The sequence below is a fragment of the Stenotrophomonas sp. NRRL B-14846 genome (assembly GCF_050473585.1).
Taxonomy (GTDB): Bacteria; Pseudomonadota; Gammaproteobacteria; order Xanthomonadales; family Xanthomonadaceae; genus Stenotrophomonas.
In genome coordinates, this window is record NZ_JBFLUN010000022.1 from 264,407 (window position 1) to 279,932 (window position 15,526).

The window sequence follows — 15,526 nt, forward strand, 5'->3', positions numbered from 1 at the left end:
ACAATTCCCCCGGATTCGTCGAGCCAATGGATGTCCTGATGCGCCGCAGCCTGATTCTGACCCTGCTCCTTGCACTGAGCCTGCCGGTGGCCACGATGGCCCAGAGCGGCCTGCGCACCGAGGGAGATGTCGCCACCGCCTCCGGTGCCTACGAGGCCGAAGTGCCCGTCAACAGCCAGGCCGAAGCCGATCGCAACGGTGCCCTGGCCCGTGCCCTGAGCGTGGTGCTGGGCAAGCTGTCCGGCGACCGCAACGTGATGTCACGCCCCGGCGTGGTGCAGGCGCTGCGCAATGCCAAGGACTACGTGGCCAGCTACGACTACAAGCAGGACCAGAGCGTGGGCGCCAGTGGCGCACCGAGCTTCCGGACCCTGCTGGTGGCCCGCTTCCGCGAGGATGACGTCGATTCGCTGGTCTCGGCGCTGGGCCTGCCGCTGTGGCCGCAGCCGCGACCGAAGCCGGTGCTGTGGCTGGCCGTCGACGACGGCAGTGGTCCGCGCCTGGTCAGCGTCCAGCAGGCCAATGCCGCCCGCCCGCTGCTGAACCGCGCCATCGAGCGGGGTTACAAGCTGGGCCTGCCCAGCGGCGGTGCTGCAGAACAGGCCCTGGCCGGTGCCATCTGGCGCCAGGACAGTGCCGCCGTGGCCCGTGCTTCCTCGCGCTACTCGCCGCCGATGCAGCTGATCGGCAAGCTGTACCGCGCCAATGGTGGCTGGCAGGCGGACTGGGTGTTCGTCGACAACGGCCGCGAACTGAACAAGTGGACCAGCAAGGACGCCAACGCCATGCGCGCGATGGCCGCCGGTGCCGACGGCGCCGCCGATGCGCTGGTCAAGCGCTACGCCAAGGCCGGCGTGGCCGTCGGCCAGGCCGGCACCTACCGCCTGGTGGTGACCGGCATCAACAGCGCCGATGACTACCTGCGCCTGGCCGCTGGCCTGCGCGAGGTGCCGGTGGTGCGCAATGTCACCCCGCTGCACGCCTCGGCCGGCCAGCTGGAGCTGAGCGTGGAGATGACCACCGGCCTGGCCGGCTTCAACCGCATGCTCGGCGACAACGGCGTGCTGGTGCCAAGCGCGCCGCTGCCGGCCCTGCCCACGCCCATCGACGACACCACCGGTACCCCGGTGGCCGCCCCGGTCAGCAACGAGTACCGCCTGCGATGACCCTGACCCCGGAAGCTGAAATCGCGCAGTTCCTGCGCCGGCTGAAGTACATCCTGTTCGCCGGCCTGATCGGCTGGGTGGTGTGGCTGCTGGCGCCGATCCTGACCCCGTTCGTGCTGGCACTGGCGCTGGCCTGGCTGGGTGACCCGCTGGTGGACCGCATCGAGGCCACCGGCCGTTCGCGGATGACCGGCGTGGTGCTGGTGTTCGCAGCGATGGTGCTGGTGCTCGTGGCATTGCTGCTGGTGCTGGTGCCGATGATCGAGCGCCAGATCACCACGCTGATCGCGGTCGCGCCGCAGGCGCAGGCGTGGCTGATGGAAAAGGGCATTCCCTGGTTCGAGCAGAAGACCGGCCTGGAAGTGATGCAGTGGATGGATCCGGACCGCCTGATCGAATGGGTGCGCAGCCATTGGCAGCAGGCCGGCGGCTTCGCCACCACGTTCATGGGCTACGTCTCGCGCTCGGGCTTTGCGATGGTGACCTGGGTGGTCAACATCCTGCTGCTGCCGATCCTGGCGTTCTACTTCCTGCGCGACTGGGACAAGCTGGTCGAGCGGGTGGCTTCGGTGATCCCGCGCAACCAGATCGGCACCATCAGTGCGCTGGCACGCGAGTCCAACGAAGTGCTGGGGGCGTTCATCCGCGGCCAGTTCCTGGTGATGCTGGCGCTGGGCGTGATCTATGCCGGCGGCCTGTCGCTGGTCGGCCTCAAGCTGGGCCTGCTGATCGGCCTGATTGCCGGCCTGATCAGCTTCATCCCGTACCTGGGGGCGACCACCGGCATCCTGATGGCCATCGTGGCCGCGCTGGTGCAGGCACAGGGCTTCGACCTGAAGCTGCTGATCCTGGTCGGCGTGGTGTTCACCGTGGGCCAGCTGCTGGAAAGCTACGTGCTGACCCCGCGCATCGTCGGCGACAAGATCGGCCTGCACCCGGTGGCGGTGATCTTCGCGGTGATGGCCGGCGGCCAGCTGTTCGGCTTCCTCGGCATGCTGCTGGCGCTTCCGGTGGCGGCGGTGACCAACGTGCTGCTGCGCTATGCCCACCAGCGTTATCGCCAGAGCGAGCTGTACGTGGGCGAGAAGCCGGCGATCGTGCTTGATGGCGTGGTCGACGCCCCCCATATCATCGTTCCGGACGACAAGGGCCCCGACCTGAAGTGATGGGTGTGCCGCAACTGCCGCTGGCCCTGCATTACCCGCGGGACCAGCGCCTGGAGACCTTCATCGGCGCGCCGGATGGCGCGCTGGCGCAGCTGCGCGCGATCGCGGTCGGCGCCAGCCATGATTGGGTCTACCTGGAAGGTGCGGCGGGCACGGGCAAGACCCATCAGGCGCTGGCGATGTGCTCCAGCGCCGAGCAGGCCGGGCGGCTGCCGACCTACGTGCCGCTGGCCAGCGCCGCCGGCCGTGTACGTGCAGCGCTCGATGGGCTGGAAGCGCGCGAACTGGTGGCGCTGGACGGCCTGGACGAGGTTGCCGGCAACCGCGAGGACGAGATCGCGCTGTTCGATTTCCACAACCGTGCGCGCGCTGCGGGCGTGACCGTGCTGTACACCGCACAGAAGGCGCCGGGCGAACTGGGACTGGTGCTGCCAGACCTGCGCTCGCGGCTGGGCCAGTGCGTGCGCGTGCTGCTGCAGCCGCTGGATGAGGAAGGGCGGGCCGCGGTGCTGCGTGAGCGTGCACTGCGACGCGGCCTCGCCATCGACGAGGCGGCCATCGAGTGGCTGCTGTCGCACACCGGTCGCGAACTGGGTGGATTGATCACCCTGCTGGACTGGCTGGACCGCGAATCGCTGGCGGCGAAGCGGCGGATCACCGTGCCGTTCCTGCGCCAGGTGCTGGAAGAAGGCCGGCCCCGCTACTGAGGGTGGGGTTTGTTTGCAGGGCTGCGCCCTGCACCCGCCGAAGCCAGGGCAACGTCAACGTCAACGTCAAAAGCGGGCTATCCGTGGGATGGCGGGGTGGCTCAGGTTGCGGGGGACGGCGCAAGTACGTCCATGTAGCCTCGGTCGCGCCATCCATGGCGCTCACGCCCCCGCAACCTGAGCCACCCCGCCTTCGACAGGTTCCCGTGGCTGTTGGTGGGTGTCGACCCTGGTCGACATGTGTCTTGCTTGTGGTAGGTGACGACCGTTGGTCGTCACCAGAGCAAGCGCAGCGAAGCGACCCGCTTTTGCTTTTCTTTCTTTCTTCCGTGGCTGGACACCCACGGAAACTGTCAGAGGCCGGGCGGGTGGGCCATGCAGGGGCGTTGGCGCCATGGATGGCGCCATCGAGCTTACAGGGACGTACTTGCAGCGTCCCCTGCATGGCCCACCCGTCCGGCCAAGCACGCGATCCACTCTACGCGACCAGCCACGAGGGGCTCAGCCGTTCGCTGCCAACTCCGCATCCAGCGCGCGCAGGCGATCCACCGTCCCGACGTCAGTCCAGCGCCCGCGATGGTGCTGCCCCGTCATCAACCCCTGCGCCATGAAGTGCTTCTGCAGCGGCACCACCGAGAACTTCGGCGGCAGCCGCTCGCTGCCTGGCGCATCACCGATCACCGTGCGCCAATCGGCCACGATCGAAGGACGGTACACGCCGATGCCCGCGTAGGTCAGGCACGGCCCCGTGCGGTCGTGGTGCAGCAGGCCCTGTGCATCCAGGCGGTAGTCACCGTCAGGGTGCTGCGCGGGATTGTCGACCAGCACCAGGTGTGCCTGGCCCTGCGGCTCGCGCGGCAGCGAGGCGAAATCGAAATCGGTCCAGATATCGCCGTTCACCACCAGGAACGGGGCGTCGCCCAGCACCGGCAGTGCGTTGAGGATGCCACCGCCGGTTTCCAGCGGGGTCTGCCCTTCGTACAGGAAATGCAGATGCAGGCCCCATTGGCTGCCGTCGCCCAGCGTCGCCGGAAACTGTTCGGCCAGCCACGCGGTGTTGACGACCACCTCGCGCACGCCGAGCGCCGCGAGGCGTTCCAGGTGCCAGACGATCAGTGGCTTGCCGGCCACTTCCAGCAGTGGCTTGGGCGTGTGCAGGGTCAGCGGGCGCATGCGCTCGCCGAGGCCAGCGGCAAAGACCAGCGCCTTCATCGGGCCACGCGCATCGGTGCGGACAGTTCGGCCAGCGCCGGCTTGATGCGGTCGTCCAGCAGCTGCTGCAACGGCGCCAGTTCGCGGTAGCGCGGCAGCACCTCATCCAGGTAGGTGATGAAGCGCGGTGCGTCGTCCAGGTAGTGGCCTTTGTTGTCGCGGTAGCGCAGGCGGCAGAACAGGCCGAGGATCTTCACGTGGCGCTGGATGCCCATCCAGTCGGCATCGCGGAGGAAGGTGGCGCGGTCGGGCACCGGCAGGCCGGCGCTGCGTGCGCGCTCGTGGTACTGCGCCAGCCACTCGTCCACGCGCTGCTGCGGCCAGCTCAGGAAGGCGTCCTTGAACAGGCTCACCGCGTCGTAGGCGATCGGGCCACGCACCAGGTCCTGGAAGTCCAGCACGGCGGGGCCGTCGTCGACCGGCATCAGGTTGCGCGGCATGTAGTCGCGGTGGGTCATCAGCTGGGCCTGGCCCAGCGCGTTGTCCATCAGCCGGCGGTGCACCAGCTGCAGGCCTTCAATCTCGCCACAGTCCAGCTCCAGGTTCAGGTGGCGCTGCAGGAACCATTCGTCGAACAGGCCGGCATCACGCTGCAGCAGCGCTTCGCCGAACTGGCCGAAGTCGGCCGGCACCGGGATAGCCTGCAGGCGCAGCAGTTGTTCGATCGAGCGACCGAACCATTCATCGGCGTTGCGCTCGTCGAGGATCTTCGCCAGGGTCGGGCCGCCGAGATCTTCCAGCAGCAGGAAGCCGGCCTCCAGGTCCTGGGCGAGCAGCGTGGGCACGCGCAGACCGTGGTCGTGCAGCAGGCCGCGCATGCGCAGCCACGGCCGCGGATCTTCCAGTCCCGGCGGAGCGTCCATCACGATGTGGCTGCCACGCGTGCTGGTGGTACGCCAATAGCTGCGCATGCCGGCATCGACCGAGGCGCGTTCGACCACCGCGTCGGCATCGTCGAGCTGGGTACGGGCCCACTGCAGGCGCTGCGCGCTGCGCTGGGGATCAGAGGCGGGTTCGGTCATGCAGGCATATCCGGGCGCGCCGGGCGCGCCAACGTCGGCAACAGGAAGGGAAGGGGGAGCGGCGTCAGCGGCGGCCGCTGAACAGGCGCAGGACGGCAAGAACGGCCACCGCGCCTACCACCGCACCGAGGAAACCGGCCGGTTCGCCAGGGGCGTACCAGCCCATGTACTGGCCGAACCAGCCGGCCAGCAGGGCACCGAGAATGCCCAGCACGATGGTCAGCAGGCAGCCCATGCGGTTGTTGCCGGGCATGAAGAAACGCCCAAGCAGGCCGACGAAGAAGCCAACCAGCAGGATGTACAGCCAGCTGCTGCTGCCGAACAGACCATTCATGCGCGCGGATTCCGCTTGAGTGTGGACGCAGCCTAGCAAGGCCAGGCTGCGTCCGTCACGGGTGCCGGATCAGCAGCAGCCGTGGTCGCCGTGGCGGGTGCCGCTGTCGGCAGCCACCGGCGAACCGCTGGTCTCGCCGCGCAGGCTGGCGGCGTAGTGCTCGCTGATTACCTTGGACACGCAGGCGGTGACCTTCTTGCCCATCGGGATGTGCAGGAACTCGTTCGGGCCATGCGCATTGGAGTGCGGGCCGAGCACGCCGGTGATCATGAACTGCGCACCCGGGAACTTCTCACCCAGCATGCCCATGAACGGGATCGAGCCACCTTCGCCCATGTACATCGCCGGCTTGCCGAAGAAGGCCTGGCTGGCATCGTCGATGGCCTGGGTCAGCCACGGCGCCATGGCCGGGGCATTCCAGCCGGTGGAGGCCTTTTCCAGGTCCAGGGTGACGTGGGCGCCGTTCGGCGGATCGCGCAGCAGCGCTTCCTTCAGCAGCTCGCCACAGGTCTTGCCATCGGCGGTCGGCGGCAGGCGCAGCGACAGCTTCACCGAGGTCTGCGGGCGCAGCACGTTGCCGGCCGATTCCAGCGCCGGCATGCCACCCACGCCGGTGACCGACAGCGCCGGGCGCCAGGTGCGGTTGAGCACCAGCTCGGTCAGGTCTTCGTTCATCGGACGCAGGCCGTCGACCATCGGGAACTTCTCGAAGATCTCGGTATCGACCACTTCGGCGGCACGCTTGGCCTGCGCCTGGCGCTCGGCCGGGATCTCCACGTTCATGCCGTCGATCAGGATGCGGCCGGTGTCCTGGTCCTCGATGCGCGACAGCAGCTGGCGCAGCAGGCGGAAGCTGGACGGAACCACGCCGGAGGCATCACCGGAGTGCACGCCTTCGTTGAGCACCTTCACGGTGAAGTTGCCGCCGGTCAGGCCGCGCAGCGAGGTGGTGCACCACAGCTGGTCGTAGTTGGCGCAGCCCGAGTCCAGGCAGACCACCAGCGACGGCTTGCCGATGCGGTCGGCCAGGTGGTCGACGTAGGCCGGCAGGTCATAGCTGCCGGACTCTTCACAGGCTTCGATCAGCACCACGCAGCGGGCGTGCGGCAGGCCCTGGGCCTGCAGCGCCAGCACCGCGGCCAGCGAGCCGAAGATGGCGTAGCCGTCGTCCGCACCGCCGCGGCCATACAGCTTGTCGCCGCGCAGGACCGGGGTCCACGGGCCGAGGTCGTCGTCCCAGCCGGTCATTTCCGGCTGCTTGTCGAGGTGGCCGTAGAGCAGGATGGTGTCGTCGCCGGTTTCGGCGCCGGTGGCCGGAATTTCCAGGAAGATCAGCGGGGTACGGCCTTCCAGGCGCACCACTTCAACCTTCAGGCCGGGCAGCTGCTGGGCCTTGGCCCAGTTCTCCATCAGGGTGACCGCCTGTTCCATGTAGCCGTTCTGCACCCAATTGGCGTCGAACATCGGCGACTTGTTGGGAATGCGGATGTAGTCGACCAACTGCGGGACGATTTCGCTGTCCCACTTGTCATTGACGAATTGGCCGAGCTTGGCGCTGTCCATCTGAAACTCCGGTTGCATGGGCTGATCCGCGCATTCTACGCCTGTGCTGAGGGTAGGGTTTTTCCTACATCACGTCGGGTATTTGGCTGGCTTACGGAAATCCGGGAAACCGATAGGCTGTGCACATGTGGTGACGGACACTGTTCCTACCGACGGGATTGCCGGTCGGGACGGCTAGAATCACAGGGAGATACACGTCGTGCCTTGGTTTGTCGTGTTGAGGGCACTGGTGCTGGTAGTGGGGATCGCTGGGGCGCATGCCGCCGAACCGATCGACATCAACCGCGCCGATGCCCAGGCGCTGCAGCAGGGATTGACGATGGTCGGAGCCGCCAAGGCCGAGGCGATCGTCGAGCACCGGCGCAGACACGGCCCGTTTCATCGCGTCGAGGACCTGACGCAGGTGAGGGGGATAGGGAAAGCGATCGTCGAACGGAATCGACAGCGGATCACCGTAGGCAACAGGTTGTTGCCGGCGGATCCGGTACCCGGATCGGTACCGGTGCGGACCGTACCCAGGCGCTGACAGCAGGAATCGTCGGAACCGGCAGGAGGCTGGTTCACCGGACACGGACAGGAAGGCCGTGACCACCGACCGCCGCAGGACGCGGCACCAATCACCAGGATGGTGGCATCACAGACCTGTGGAAGGGGCTGAGATACAAACAGGACAGACGCGGCCGCGTGCAGGATGCAACGCTACCCCCACAGCGCAGGATGCGAGGGGGCGGCAGCAGGCCGACAAGGACGTAACGATTGCCCGGTACGACACATGGCTGTGTCGCCGGGCAGTTTCATTTCCGGCGCCTGGTTTTGCCGCGGTCACCACGGGCCGATGGTGTACGGTGGCCGCTCCGCATGGAAAGGACACCGCTGGATGCTTCCGCACCGCCCCACGACCCTGATGCTCGCCCTGGCGCTGGCCCTGCCGCTGGCCCTGCCGCTGCTGGCCCACGCCGCTGCACCGGCTGCGGCTGCCAAGCCAACGGCCACTGCTGCCAGCACCGCCGAGGTACGCGGGCCGACCGACCTGAAGCCGGGCGAGTACCTGTGGCATCCGGAAATCTCGCCGACCGGACCGATCGTGCTGGTGGTCAGCCTCGATGAGCAGCGCGCCTACGTCTACCGCAACGGCATTGCCATCGGCCTGACCACGATCAGCTCGGGCAAGGCCGGGCACGAGACGCCGACCGGTGTGTTCACCATCCTGCAGAAGGACAAGGACCACAAGTCCAACCTCTACAACAGCGCGCCGATGCCCTACATGCAGCGGCTGACCTGGGACGGCATCGCCCTGCATGGCGGCAGCCTGCCCGGACACCCGGCCTCGCACGGCTGCGTGCGCCTGCCGCAGGCGTTCGCGCAGAAGCTGTTCAGCGAAACGCAGCGCGGCGATACCGTGGTCGTCGCCGACGCCAAGAGTTCGCCGATGACCCTGGCCTATCCGTCGGTGCTGGCACCGGTCAACGCACGTGGCCAGGCCCTGCCGGAGACCGAGGGCGGGGCGCCGGCGCAGGCCTGGTGGGACGACAGCGCAGCCCCGGCCGGGCAGGTCGGCATCCTGGTCAGCCTGCATGACCAGCGCCTGTATGTGCTGCGCGATGGCGTGATGATCGGCGAGTCGCCGCTGAAGGCCGACGCCCTGCCGGCCTTCCAGGGCACCACGTTGTTCGTGATGGGGCAGGGCTACAGCGATACGCCCAGCCCGCTGGACGTGAACCAGCGCCTGCACCAGTGGACGGCCTATCCGCTGCTGGGCCAGGACCGTGCCCAGGCCACCCCGGACCTGCTGGCCACGCCCTCGTTGCCGATGGCGCTGCCGGCCGATTTCGCCCGCCAGCTGTACCAGGTGCTGGTGCCGGGCACGACCCTGCTGGTGACCTCGCTGCCGGCGGTCCGCCCAAGCCCGGCTGAATCCGGAATGCAGCCGGTCTTGGAATCCGAGCCGCCAGGGTCCACCCTCAAGGGCAACTGAGTCCCCTCGTTGTGCCCATGACTGCATCCCGCCTGTGCCGGCTGGCCGCGTTCGGCCTGCTGGCGACCTCCGCCAGCGCCCCGGCGCTGGCACAGACGCCCGCCCTCGCCACCAGTGCCGATGATTTGGCTGCCTTGCTGTCGCGCAGTGCGCCCAAGGCCGACCGCCACGTGTTGCAGCTGGCGGCACATGCCATGCGCTGTGCGCTGCAGCGGCCGGAGCTGGGCATCAACGGTGATCGCCTCAGCGTGATCGACTATTCGCGGCCGTCCACCGAGCCGCGCCTGTGGGTGTTCGACCTGGCGCACCAGCGCCTGCTGTTCGAGGAATGGGTGGCGCATGGCCGCAACAGCGGCGAGAACCGCACCGAACACTTCTCCAACCGCGATGGCAGTTTCATGTCCAGTCTCGGCGCGTTCACTGCGCAGGAGACCTACATGGGCGGCAATGGATATTCGCTGCGCCTGGCCGGCCTGGAGCCGGGCTTCAACGACCGCGCGCGCGAACGCGCGATCGTCATCCACGGCGCACCCTACGTGAACCCGGCCACCGCACAGCTGCAGGGGCGGCTCGGCCGCAGCCTGGGCTGCCCGGCGGTGCGGCTGTCGGTGGCCAAGCCGCTGATCGACGCCTTGCGCGGTGGCACGATGGTGTTTGCCTACTACCCCGATCAGGACTGGCTGAAGCACTCGCAGCTGCTGGGTGGCGAGTGTGGTGGCCAGGGCACGCTCGCCACGCGGTGATGCACGACGGCGCGCGGCGTGATGCAATGCGCCGATGAACATCGACTCCCTGCTGCACACTCCGAGCCAGGTGATCTCCCACCTGGACTATCGCCGCGAACGCTGGCGGAATGGACTTGGCTGGACCCGCGAGATCCTGCGCCTGCCCGCGCAAGGCGATGACTGGGCGCTGCGCCTGTCCGTGGCCGAGATCGAGCAGGACGCTGCGTTTTCCGCCTTCCCCGGCGTGGAACGCGAACTGGTGCTGTTGCAGGGCAATGGCGTGCGCCTGCATTTCGAGGATGGCCGGGTGGCCGAGGTGCTGCCGCCGCACGGACGGGTGCGCTTCGCTGGCGAGGAAGCGCTGCACGGCGAACTGGTCGATGGCACCACCCACGACTTCAACCTGATGTGGAGGCGCGACCTGCTGCAGGCCGAACTGCTGCACCGGCCACTGGTGGGCGCGATGTTCTTCTTCTGCGAACCGGGCGTTGCGTGGGCGCTGCATCTGCTGGCCGGACAGGCGGAGTTCGGCGCCGACAGCGGCCTGCCGCCGCTGCAGGCGGGAGACGCCGCGTGGTTGGCGGCGGGCGAGAGGCAACGGCATGCGCTCAGCGGTGGCGGCGAGTTGTTGGCGATACGGGTCAGCGCGGCGGGGGCATGATGTGTTGGCGCCGGTGGGCACCATCCACGCCATGCGTGGATGGGGCTACCGACACCGCGTCATGGTGCGAACCAGGGTTCGCACCCACCAGAAAGCCGTTCGCATCCACCAGAACGCGGTTCGCACCTACCAGGATGCGGCGGCCTCAATACACATCGCGCCGGTAACGACCGGCCAGCAGCAGCGCTTCCTTGCCTGCGGTACCCAGCACCTGCTCGATCACCGCATCCACGGCCGGGGCCATGCCCTGCAGGCTGCCGCAGACCAGGATCGTCGCGCCTTCATCGACCCACTGCCGCAGCGTTGTCGCTTCGGCCAGCAGCCGGTCCTGCACATAGCGATGCGTACCGCCGTCGCGGCTGAACACTGCATCCAGCCGCGCCAGCGCGCCGTCGGCCAGCATTGCCTGCAGTTCTTCACCGAAGTGGAAGTCGTACGCGGCGGTGCGCTCACCGAACAGCAGCCACGTCCGGCGTGCGCCACTGCGGATACGTTCGTGCAGATGCGCGCGCAGGCCGGCGATGCCGGTGCCATTGCCGATCAGCAGCAGCGGCACGTCGGCGGCCACGCCGTGGAAATTGTCGTTGCGGCGCAGTCGCAGCTGCACCGCTTCTCCGATGGCTGCGTAGTCGCACAGCCAGCCGCTGCCGATGCCGGGTGTGCCATCGGCGCGCAGCTGGCGGCGCAGCAGCAGCTCCACGGCGCCGTCGGCCATCACCGAGGCGATCGAGTACTCGCGATGCGGCAGCGGTTGCAGGGTCGCCAGCAGCGCTGGAAGATCACCCGGGGGAACCAATGAGGGCAGGTGCGAGCGCGCGACGCGTGACAGCAACGTCTGCCCGTCATTCAGCACGGTGTCCGCATCGAAGCGTTGTGCGTCCAGCCAGGCACGCACGGTGTGCGATGCATGCTGCGGACCAATCTCGGCGATGTCGCCGGCCTGCCATTGCACATCAACACCAACGGGTGGCTGCAGGCGCAACCAGTACACCGGGCCGCCAGGGCTGCCGGGGTTCAGATGCTGGCGCTGCAGCAGCGTCCACGGCTGATACTCGGCGGGACTCCAGTCGGGTAGTTCACTGGCGCCACCACCGAGCTGTCCCAGCAACTGCTGCCAATGACGCAACGCCGCCGGATCGGCGTTGTCGACTTCGATCGCATCGAACAACGGATGCGCGCCGTGCTGGCGCAGCCATTGGTCGAGCTGATGGCCGAATCCGCAGAAGTGGCCATAGCTGCGGTCGCCCAGCGCGAGCACGCCGTACTGCAGATGCTGCAGTGGGGGCGGCGTGGCCATCACCCCGCGCAGGAACGGCAGGGCGTGGTCGGGCGGATCACCCTCACCGGTGGTGCTGGCAATGAACAGCGCGCGCTGGCTGTCGGCCAGCAACGCGCCATCCACCTCATGCAGGCCGCGCACACGCACCGGCACGCCGGCACCACGCAGGGCCTCGGCACTGCGTTCGGCCAGTTCGCGGGCGAAACCGGTCTGGCTGGCCCAGACCAGCAGGATCGGCGCGGTATCGCCCGATGGGGCGTCGTCGCGCGGGCGTCCACGCCACCACAACGCAGTGCAGGCCAGTGCGTACAGCGCCGTGGCGATCAGCGCGGCCTGCGATTGCCGTATCGGGGGCGCACCTTGCCACCAGGCTTCGCCCAGGTGCAGGCGCAGCAGCGCCCACCCGACCAGCGCCAGCAGAAGCAGGACCACAGCGTTGCCGAGCCACGCGCGCGACGGGCGTGCGCTCATGCATCCTGCTCGTCGAGCAGACGCTGGAAGGCGCTGCTGAGGAATTCGCGCGGGCCTTCTGCTGCGCGTTGCAGGTAGCGTGCGGCCAGCCCTTCGCGTTCGGCCAGTGCCATGCCGCGCTCGCGGCCGAGCACGGTCAGCGCGGTGGCCCAGGCATCGGCATGCATCGCGTCGTCGGCGACCACGGTCACCGCCGCTGCAACCTGGCGCACCGGCATGCCGGTACGCGGGTCGAGGCTGTGGCTGTAGGCTTGGCCATCGGCCTGGTACTGGTGCCAGCGATCCCCCGAAGTGGCCACCGCAAGCCCGTCCAGCGCGAGTACGCGTGGCGGGGTCTCGGTGTGCGCGTCTTCTTCCGGCGCCGATTCCACCAGCACGCGCCATGGCTGGCCGTCGGGCTTGCGGCCATAGCCGGCCAGCTCGCCGCCGACTTCGATCAGCGCCGCAACGATGCCTTGCGCGCGCAGCCAGGCGGCGACGTGATCGACGCCGAAGCCCTTGGCGATCGCAGAGAGATCCAGTTCCAGCCCGCCCGGCTGCAGTAGCACATCGTCCTGCCACTGCAGGCGCTGCCAACCGCATCGGTCGCGGGTGGCCTGCAGGGTGTTGGCATCGGGCAGGTGGCGATCGCCTGCGTGTGCACCGAAACCCCACAGTGCAACCAACGGGCCAAGGGTGGGGTCGAAGGCGCCCTCACTCGCGGCGGCGATGGCCTGTGCGCAGGCCAGCACCTGGCGCGTCTCGGCCGGTAGCGTGCACCACTGGCCGGCGTCGGCGCGGTTGTAGCGGCTCAGATCCGAACCGCGCTCCCAGGTGCTCATCTGCGCGACCACCTCATCCAGCCGCGCCTGGATGCCGGCGTGCAGCGGGTGCAGGTCGCGCTGGCGCGACGCGACCAGCGACACGCTCCAGGTGGTGCCCATGGTGGTGCCACCGAGGCGGGCGATGTCGAGCAGGGAATCGGTCATGGTGATGCGTTGCGGTGGCGATGCCGGGGAATGCCCGGCATCGCGGTCCACATTACTGCGGCAGCACTTCCAGCGTGGCGACGTAGCTCAGGCGGCGCTTGGCGGCCTGCTTCACCGACGTCTTGTTGTCCTCGGTGCTGGTCTCCAGCCAGTACATGCCGGCTTCCGGCCAGGTCACCTTGATCTCGCCCTTGGCGTCGCTGGTCAGCTTCAGTTCGTCCTGCGCGTTGCGGTAGCGGGTGGCGCCACGCACGATCTCGAACTCCAGGCCGGCGGTCGGCTTGCCATCGACCAGCACGCGGAAGGTGGTTTCCTCGCCGGCGAACAGGTCATTCGGGTGGCCGACGGCGACCAGCTCGATGCCACGGTTGGTCGGCTTCAGCGCGGTGTCGTTCGGCGCACCGTTGGTGACGAAGGTCTCCACGCGGCCGATCGACTGGCTCACTTCCAGATTCTTCGCGTCCTTCGGCAGTTCGCCGAAGGTGGCGACACTGCCGCGCCAGCGCTTGCGCTCGCCGTTCTGCTCGTAGGTGGCGAACAGGCCGTCATTGACCGAGGCGATGCGGTAGGTGCCCGGCTGCTTCAGTTCCAGGTCGAACACGCTGCGGTACTTGCCGGTGGACGCGTTCTGCGGCTGCACGGTGCTGCCATCCGGGGCGGTGATCACCAGCGATTCCAGACGCAGCGGCACGTGGTTGAAGTAGAACAGGTCGTTGGAGACCGCACCGTCGACGGTGATCCACGGCGCGTTGCCGGCGATGACGGTCTGCGAGGGCAGCAGCCAGGCCTTGTGGGCCAGGGCGGAGAAGGGAAGGGCAGCGGCCAGGGCGGCGGCGAGGACGAGCGTGCGCTTCATGCGGAAGACTCCAGTGGATGCGGGGTGGTGCGACAAGGGCGAGGGGATTACGACTTAATCCCCTCCGTCCCCTTTTCAGGGTTTGACGGCGAGGGTGACCTGGCCCAGTTCGGTGGCGCCCTGCGCCTTGCCGTTCTGTGCGGCGGTGGCCGGCCAGGTGAAGGGGATCTTCAGCAGTTCGCGGCCGCCGACTTCGCGCACCGCTTCCACCACCAGGGTGTAGTTGCCCGGGGCCAGCTGCTTCAGTGCCGGCTGCTTGTCGTTGAAGGACAGTGCGTGCTTGCCGGCCGGGCGGGTCGGGCCGGTCACGCCGTCCACCGGCACCTGCAGGGTGCGGCCGCTCTTGCGCCACCACTGGCGCAGGTCCGGCAGCCACTTGGTGCCATGGCCTTCGCTGTTGCTGGTCTGCTGATACCAGACCGACAGGTTGGCGGCGACCTTCTGGTCGGCGCCTTCCAGCCACACCGCCACGTACGGGCGGTGGTACTCGGCCACGTTGAGCTTGGGCACTTCGACGTTGATGTCGAGGGTGGTGGCATAGGCCGGCGAGGTGGCCAGCAGGCCGCTGAGGGCGATGGTCAGGGTGACGCGCATGGGGCGGCTCCGGGGAAACGGATGGAATTCATGGGGGGACGTCAGTGGATCAACAGCAGGGCGATCAGCAGCGGAATCATCAGGCCGAGGCCGACCAGCGGCCAGGTCATGCGCCGCTGCCGTGCATGCAGGTGCAGCAGGAACAGGCCGGTGATGCAGAACACCAGGCAGGCCACGGCGAACAGGTCCAGGAACCAGCCCCACGCCGGGCCGGCATTGCGGCCCTTGTGCAGGTCGTTGAGGTAGGACACCACGCCGCGCGAGGTCGATTCGTACTCCACCGCGCCGGTCTCGCGATCGATGCTCAGCCAGGCGTCGCCGCCGGGGCGCGGCAGCGACAGGTAGATCTCTTCGGCCGACCACTCGGCCGGGCGTCCACCGATGGCGATGCCCAGCTGCGTGTCCAGCCATTGCCGGGCCGGGCGCGGGATCGGTGCGTTGCCGTCTTCGCGCGTGCCGAGCTGGCCGAGAAGTTCGGCAGGCAGTTCCAGCTGCTGGTTCTGCACCTGGGGCTTGGCTTCGATCTTCGCGGCATGGTTGAGGGTCAGACCGGTCACCGCGAACAGCAGCATGCCGATCAGGCACACCGCCGAGCTGATCCAGTGCCACTGGTGCAGCGTCCGCAGCCAGAAGCCACGGTTCTGTTGCTGCTGCACGGTGGAGGAGGCAGGACGGCTCACGGCACGGTTCGAGGCGGACGGGGACTGCCCATTACATCATTGATGAGAATAGCTCGCAATTGCGTATCGTTCTGTATCCCAGACGGGGTATTGGCGGTTGCCGGCCAGCGGCCGGCACTACCGCTCGGATGGGGTATTGGCGGTTGC

The 15,526-nt window shown here is 68.2% G+C and carries 16 protein-coding genes; 7 read left to right on the forward strand and 9 right to left on the reverse strand.

Annotated elements, in window-relative coordinates; genetic code table 11:
* Positions 1 to 26: 26 nt before the first annotated feature.
* The 3 genes from AB1281_RS03395 to hda are packed head-to-tail and all read left to right on the forward strand — an operon-like array spanning position 27 to position 3,039.
* Complete coding sequence (locus tag AB1281_RS03395; RefSeq protein WP_430345048.1) at positions 27 to 1,166, forward strand: DUF2066 domain-containing protein; 1,140 nt, start codon at positions 27 to 29, stop codon at positions 1,164 to 1,166.
* Entirely contained in the window at positions 1,163 to 2,332 is a 1,170-nt protein-coding gene (locus AB1281_RS03400; protein ID WP_430345049.1) for an AI-2E family transporter, read from the forward strand. Before AB1281_RS03395 ends, AB1281_RS03400 begins: the two co-directional genes overlap by 4 nt.
* Positions 2,332 to 3,039 carry a DnaA regulatory inactivator Hda gene (hda, locus tag AB1281_RS03405; RefSeq protein ID WP_014646247.1) on the forward strand — a complete coding sequence of 236 codons (708 nt, stop codon included), beginning with the start codon at positions 2,332 to 2,334 and terminating at the stop codon, positions 3,037 to 3,039. Before AB1281_RS03400 ends, hda begins: the two co-directional genes overlap by 1 nt.
* A gap of 501 nt (positions 3,040 to 3,540) precedes the next feature.
* Here hda and murU read toward each other — a convergent pair.
* The 4 genes from murU to AB1281_RS03425 all read right to left on the reverse strand — a co-directional run bounded on the left by murU (position 3,541) and on the right by AB1281_RS03425 (position 7,170).
* A complete protein-coding gene (murU, locus tag AB1281_RS03410; RefSeq protein ID WP_075675148.1) occupies positions 3,541 to 4,251 on the reverse strand; it encodes an N-acetylmuramate alpha-1-phosphate uridylyltransferase MurU in 711 nt (236 codons plus the stop codon).
* Positions 4,248 to 5,273 carry an aminoglycoside phosphotransferase family protein gene (locus tag AB1281_RS03415; protein WP_430345050.1) on the reverse strand — a complete coding sequence of 342 codons (1,026 nt, stop codon included), beginning with the start codon at positions 5,271 to 5,273 and terminating at the stop codon, positions 4,248 to 4,250. Before AB1281_RS03415 ends, murU begins: the two co-directional genes overlap by 4 nt.
* Positions 5,274 to 5,337: 64 nt before the next feature.
* Positions 5,338 to 5,607, reverse strand: a complete 270-nt coding sequence (locus AB1281_RS03420) for a GlsB/YeaQ/YmgE family stress response membrane protein (protein WP_005415577.1) — start codon at positions 5,605 to 5,607, stop codon at positions 5,338 to 5,340.
* A gap of 69 nt (positions 5,608 to 5,676) precedes the next feature.
* Positions 5,677 to 7,170, reverse strand: coding sequence for a M20 family metallopeptidase (locus AB1281_RS03425; RefSeq protein ID WP_101765060.1), 1,494 nt, complete (start codon positions 7,168 to 7,170; stop codon positions 5,677 to 5,679).
* 199 nt (positions 7,171 to 7,369) lie between these two features.
* Between AB1281_RS03425 and AB1281_RS03430 the strand changes: the two genes are divergently transcribed.
* The 4 genes from AB1281_RS03430 (at position 7,370) to AB1281_RS03445 (ending at position 10,531) form a co-directional block, all read left to right on the forward strand.
* Positions 7,370 to 7,696 (forward strand): ComEA family DNA-binding protein, encoded by a 327-nt coding sequence (locus AB1281_RS03430; RefSeq protein WP_075676596.1) that lies wholly within the window; start codon positions 7,370 to 7,372, stop codon positions 7,694 to 7,696.
* A gap of 351 nt (positions 7,697 to 8,047) precedes the next feature.
* The gene (locus AB1281_RS03435; protein ID WP_430345051.1) at positions 8,048 to 9,145 is read left to right on the forward strand and encodes a L,D-transpeptidase; all 1,098 of its coding nucleotides are present in this window, start codon (positions 8,048 to 8,050) and stop codon (positions 9,143 to 9,145) included.
* Between the two features lie 17 nt (positions 9,146 to 9,162).
* Complete coding sequence (locus AB1281_RS03440; RefSeq protein ID WP_004147404.1) at positions 9,163 to 9,888, forward strand: murein L,D-transpeptidase catalytic domain family protein; 726 nt, start codon at positions 9,163 to 9,165, stop codon at positions 9,886 to 9,888.
* A 34-nt stretch (positions 9,889 to 9,922) separates the two neighbouring features.
* A complete protein-coding gene (locus AB1281_RS03445) occupies positions 9,923 to 10,531 on the forward strand; it encodes a HutD/Ves family protein (protein ID WP_430345052.1) in 609 nt (202 codons plus the stop codon).
* Positions 10,532 to 10,676: 145 nt separating this feature from the next.
* Here AB1281_RS03445 and AB1281_RS03450 read toward each other — a convergent pair whose 3' ends face one another.
* From AB1281_RS03450 to AB1281_RS03470, 5 genes are all read right to left on the reverse strand, one after another.
* On the reverse strand, positions 10,677 to 12,281 hold the full coding sequence (locus AB1281_RS03450) for a sulfite reductase subunit alpha (RefSeq protein ID WP_430345053.1): 1,605 nt from the start codon (positions 12,279 to 12,281) through the stop codon (positions 10,677 to 10,679).
* Positions 12,278 to 13,249, reverse strand: coding sequence for an FAD:protein FMN transferase (locus tag AB1281_RS03455; RefSeq protein WP_430345054.1), 972 nt, complete (start codon positions 13,247 to 13,249; stop codon positions 12,278 to 12,280). Before AB1281_RS03455 ends, AB1281_RS03450 begins: the two co-directional genes overlap by 4 nt.
* A 52-nt stretch (positions 13,250 to 13,301) precedes the next feature.
* Positions 13,302 to 14,105, reverse strand: coding sequence for a DUF4198 domain-containing protein (locus tag AB1281_RS03460; RefSeq protein WP_430345055.1), 804 nt, complete (start codon positions 14,103 to 14,105; stop codon positions 13,302 to 13,304).
* Between the two features lie 75 nt (positions 14,106 to 14,180).
* On the reverse strand, positions 14,181 to 14,699 hold the full coding sequence (locus tag AB1281_RS03465; RefSeq protein ID WP_004147429.1) for a DUF2271 domain-containing protein: 519 nt from the start codon (positions 14,697 to 14,699) through the stop codon (positions 14,181 to 14,183).
* A gap of 41 nt (positions 14,700 to 14,740) precedes the next feature.
* A complete protein-coding gene (locus tag AB1281_RS03470; protein WP_101765062.1) occupies positions 14,741 to 15,379 on the reverse strand; it encodes a PepSY-associated TM helix domain-containing protein in 639 nt (212 codons plus the stop codon).
* Positions 15,380 to 15,526: the final 147 nt, after the last annotated feature.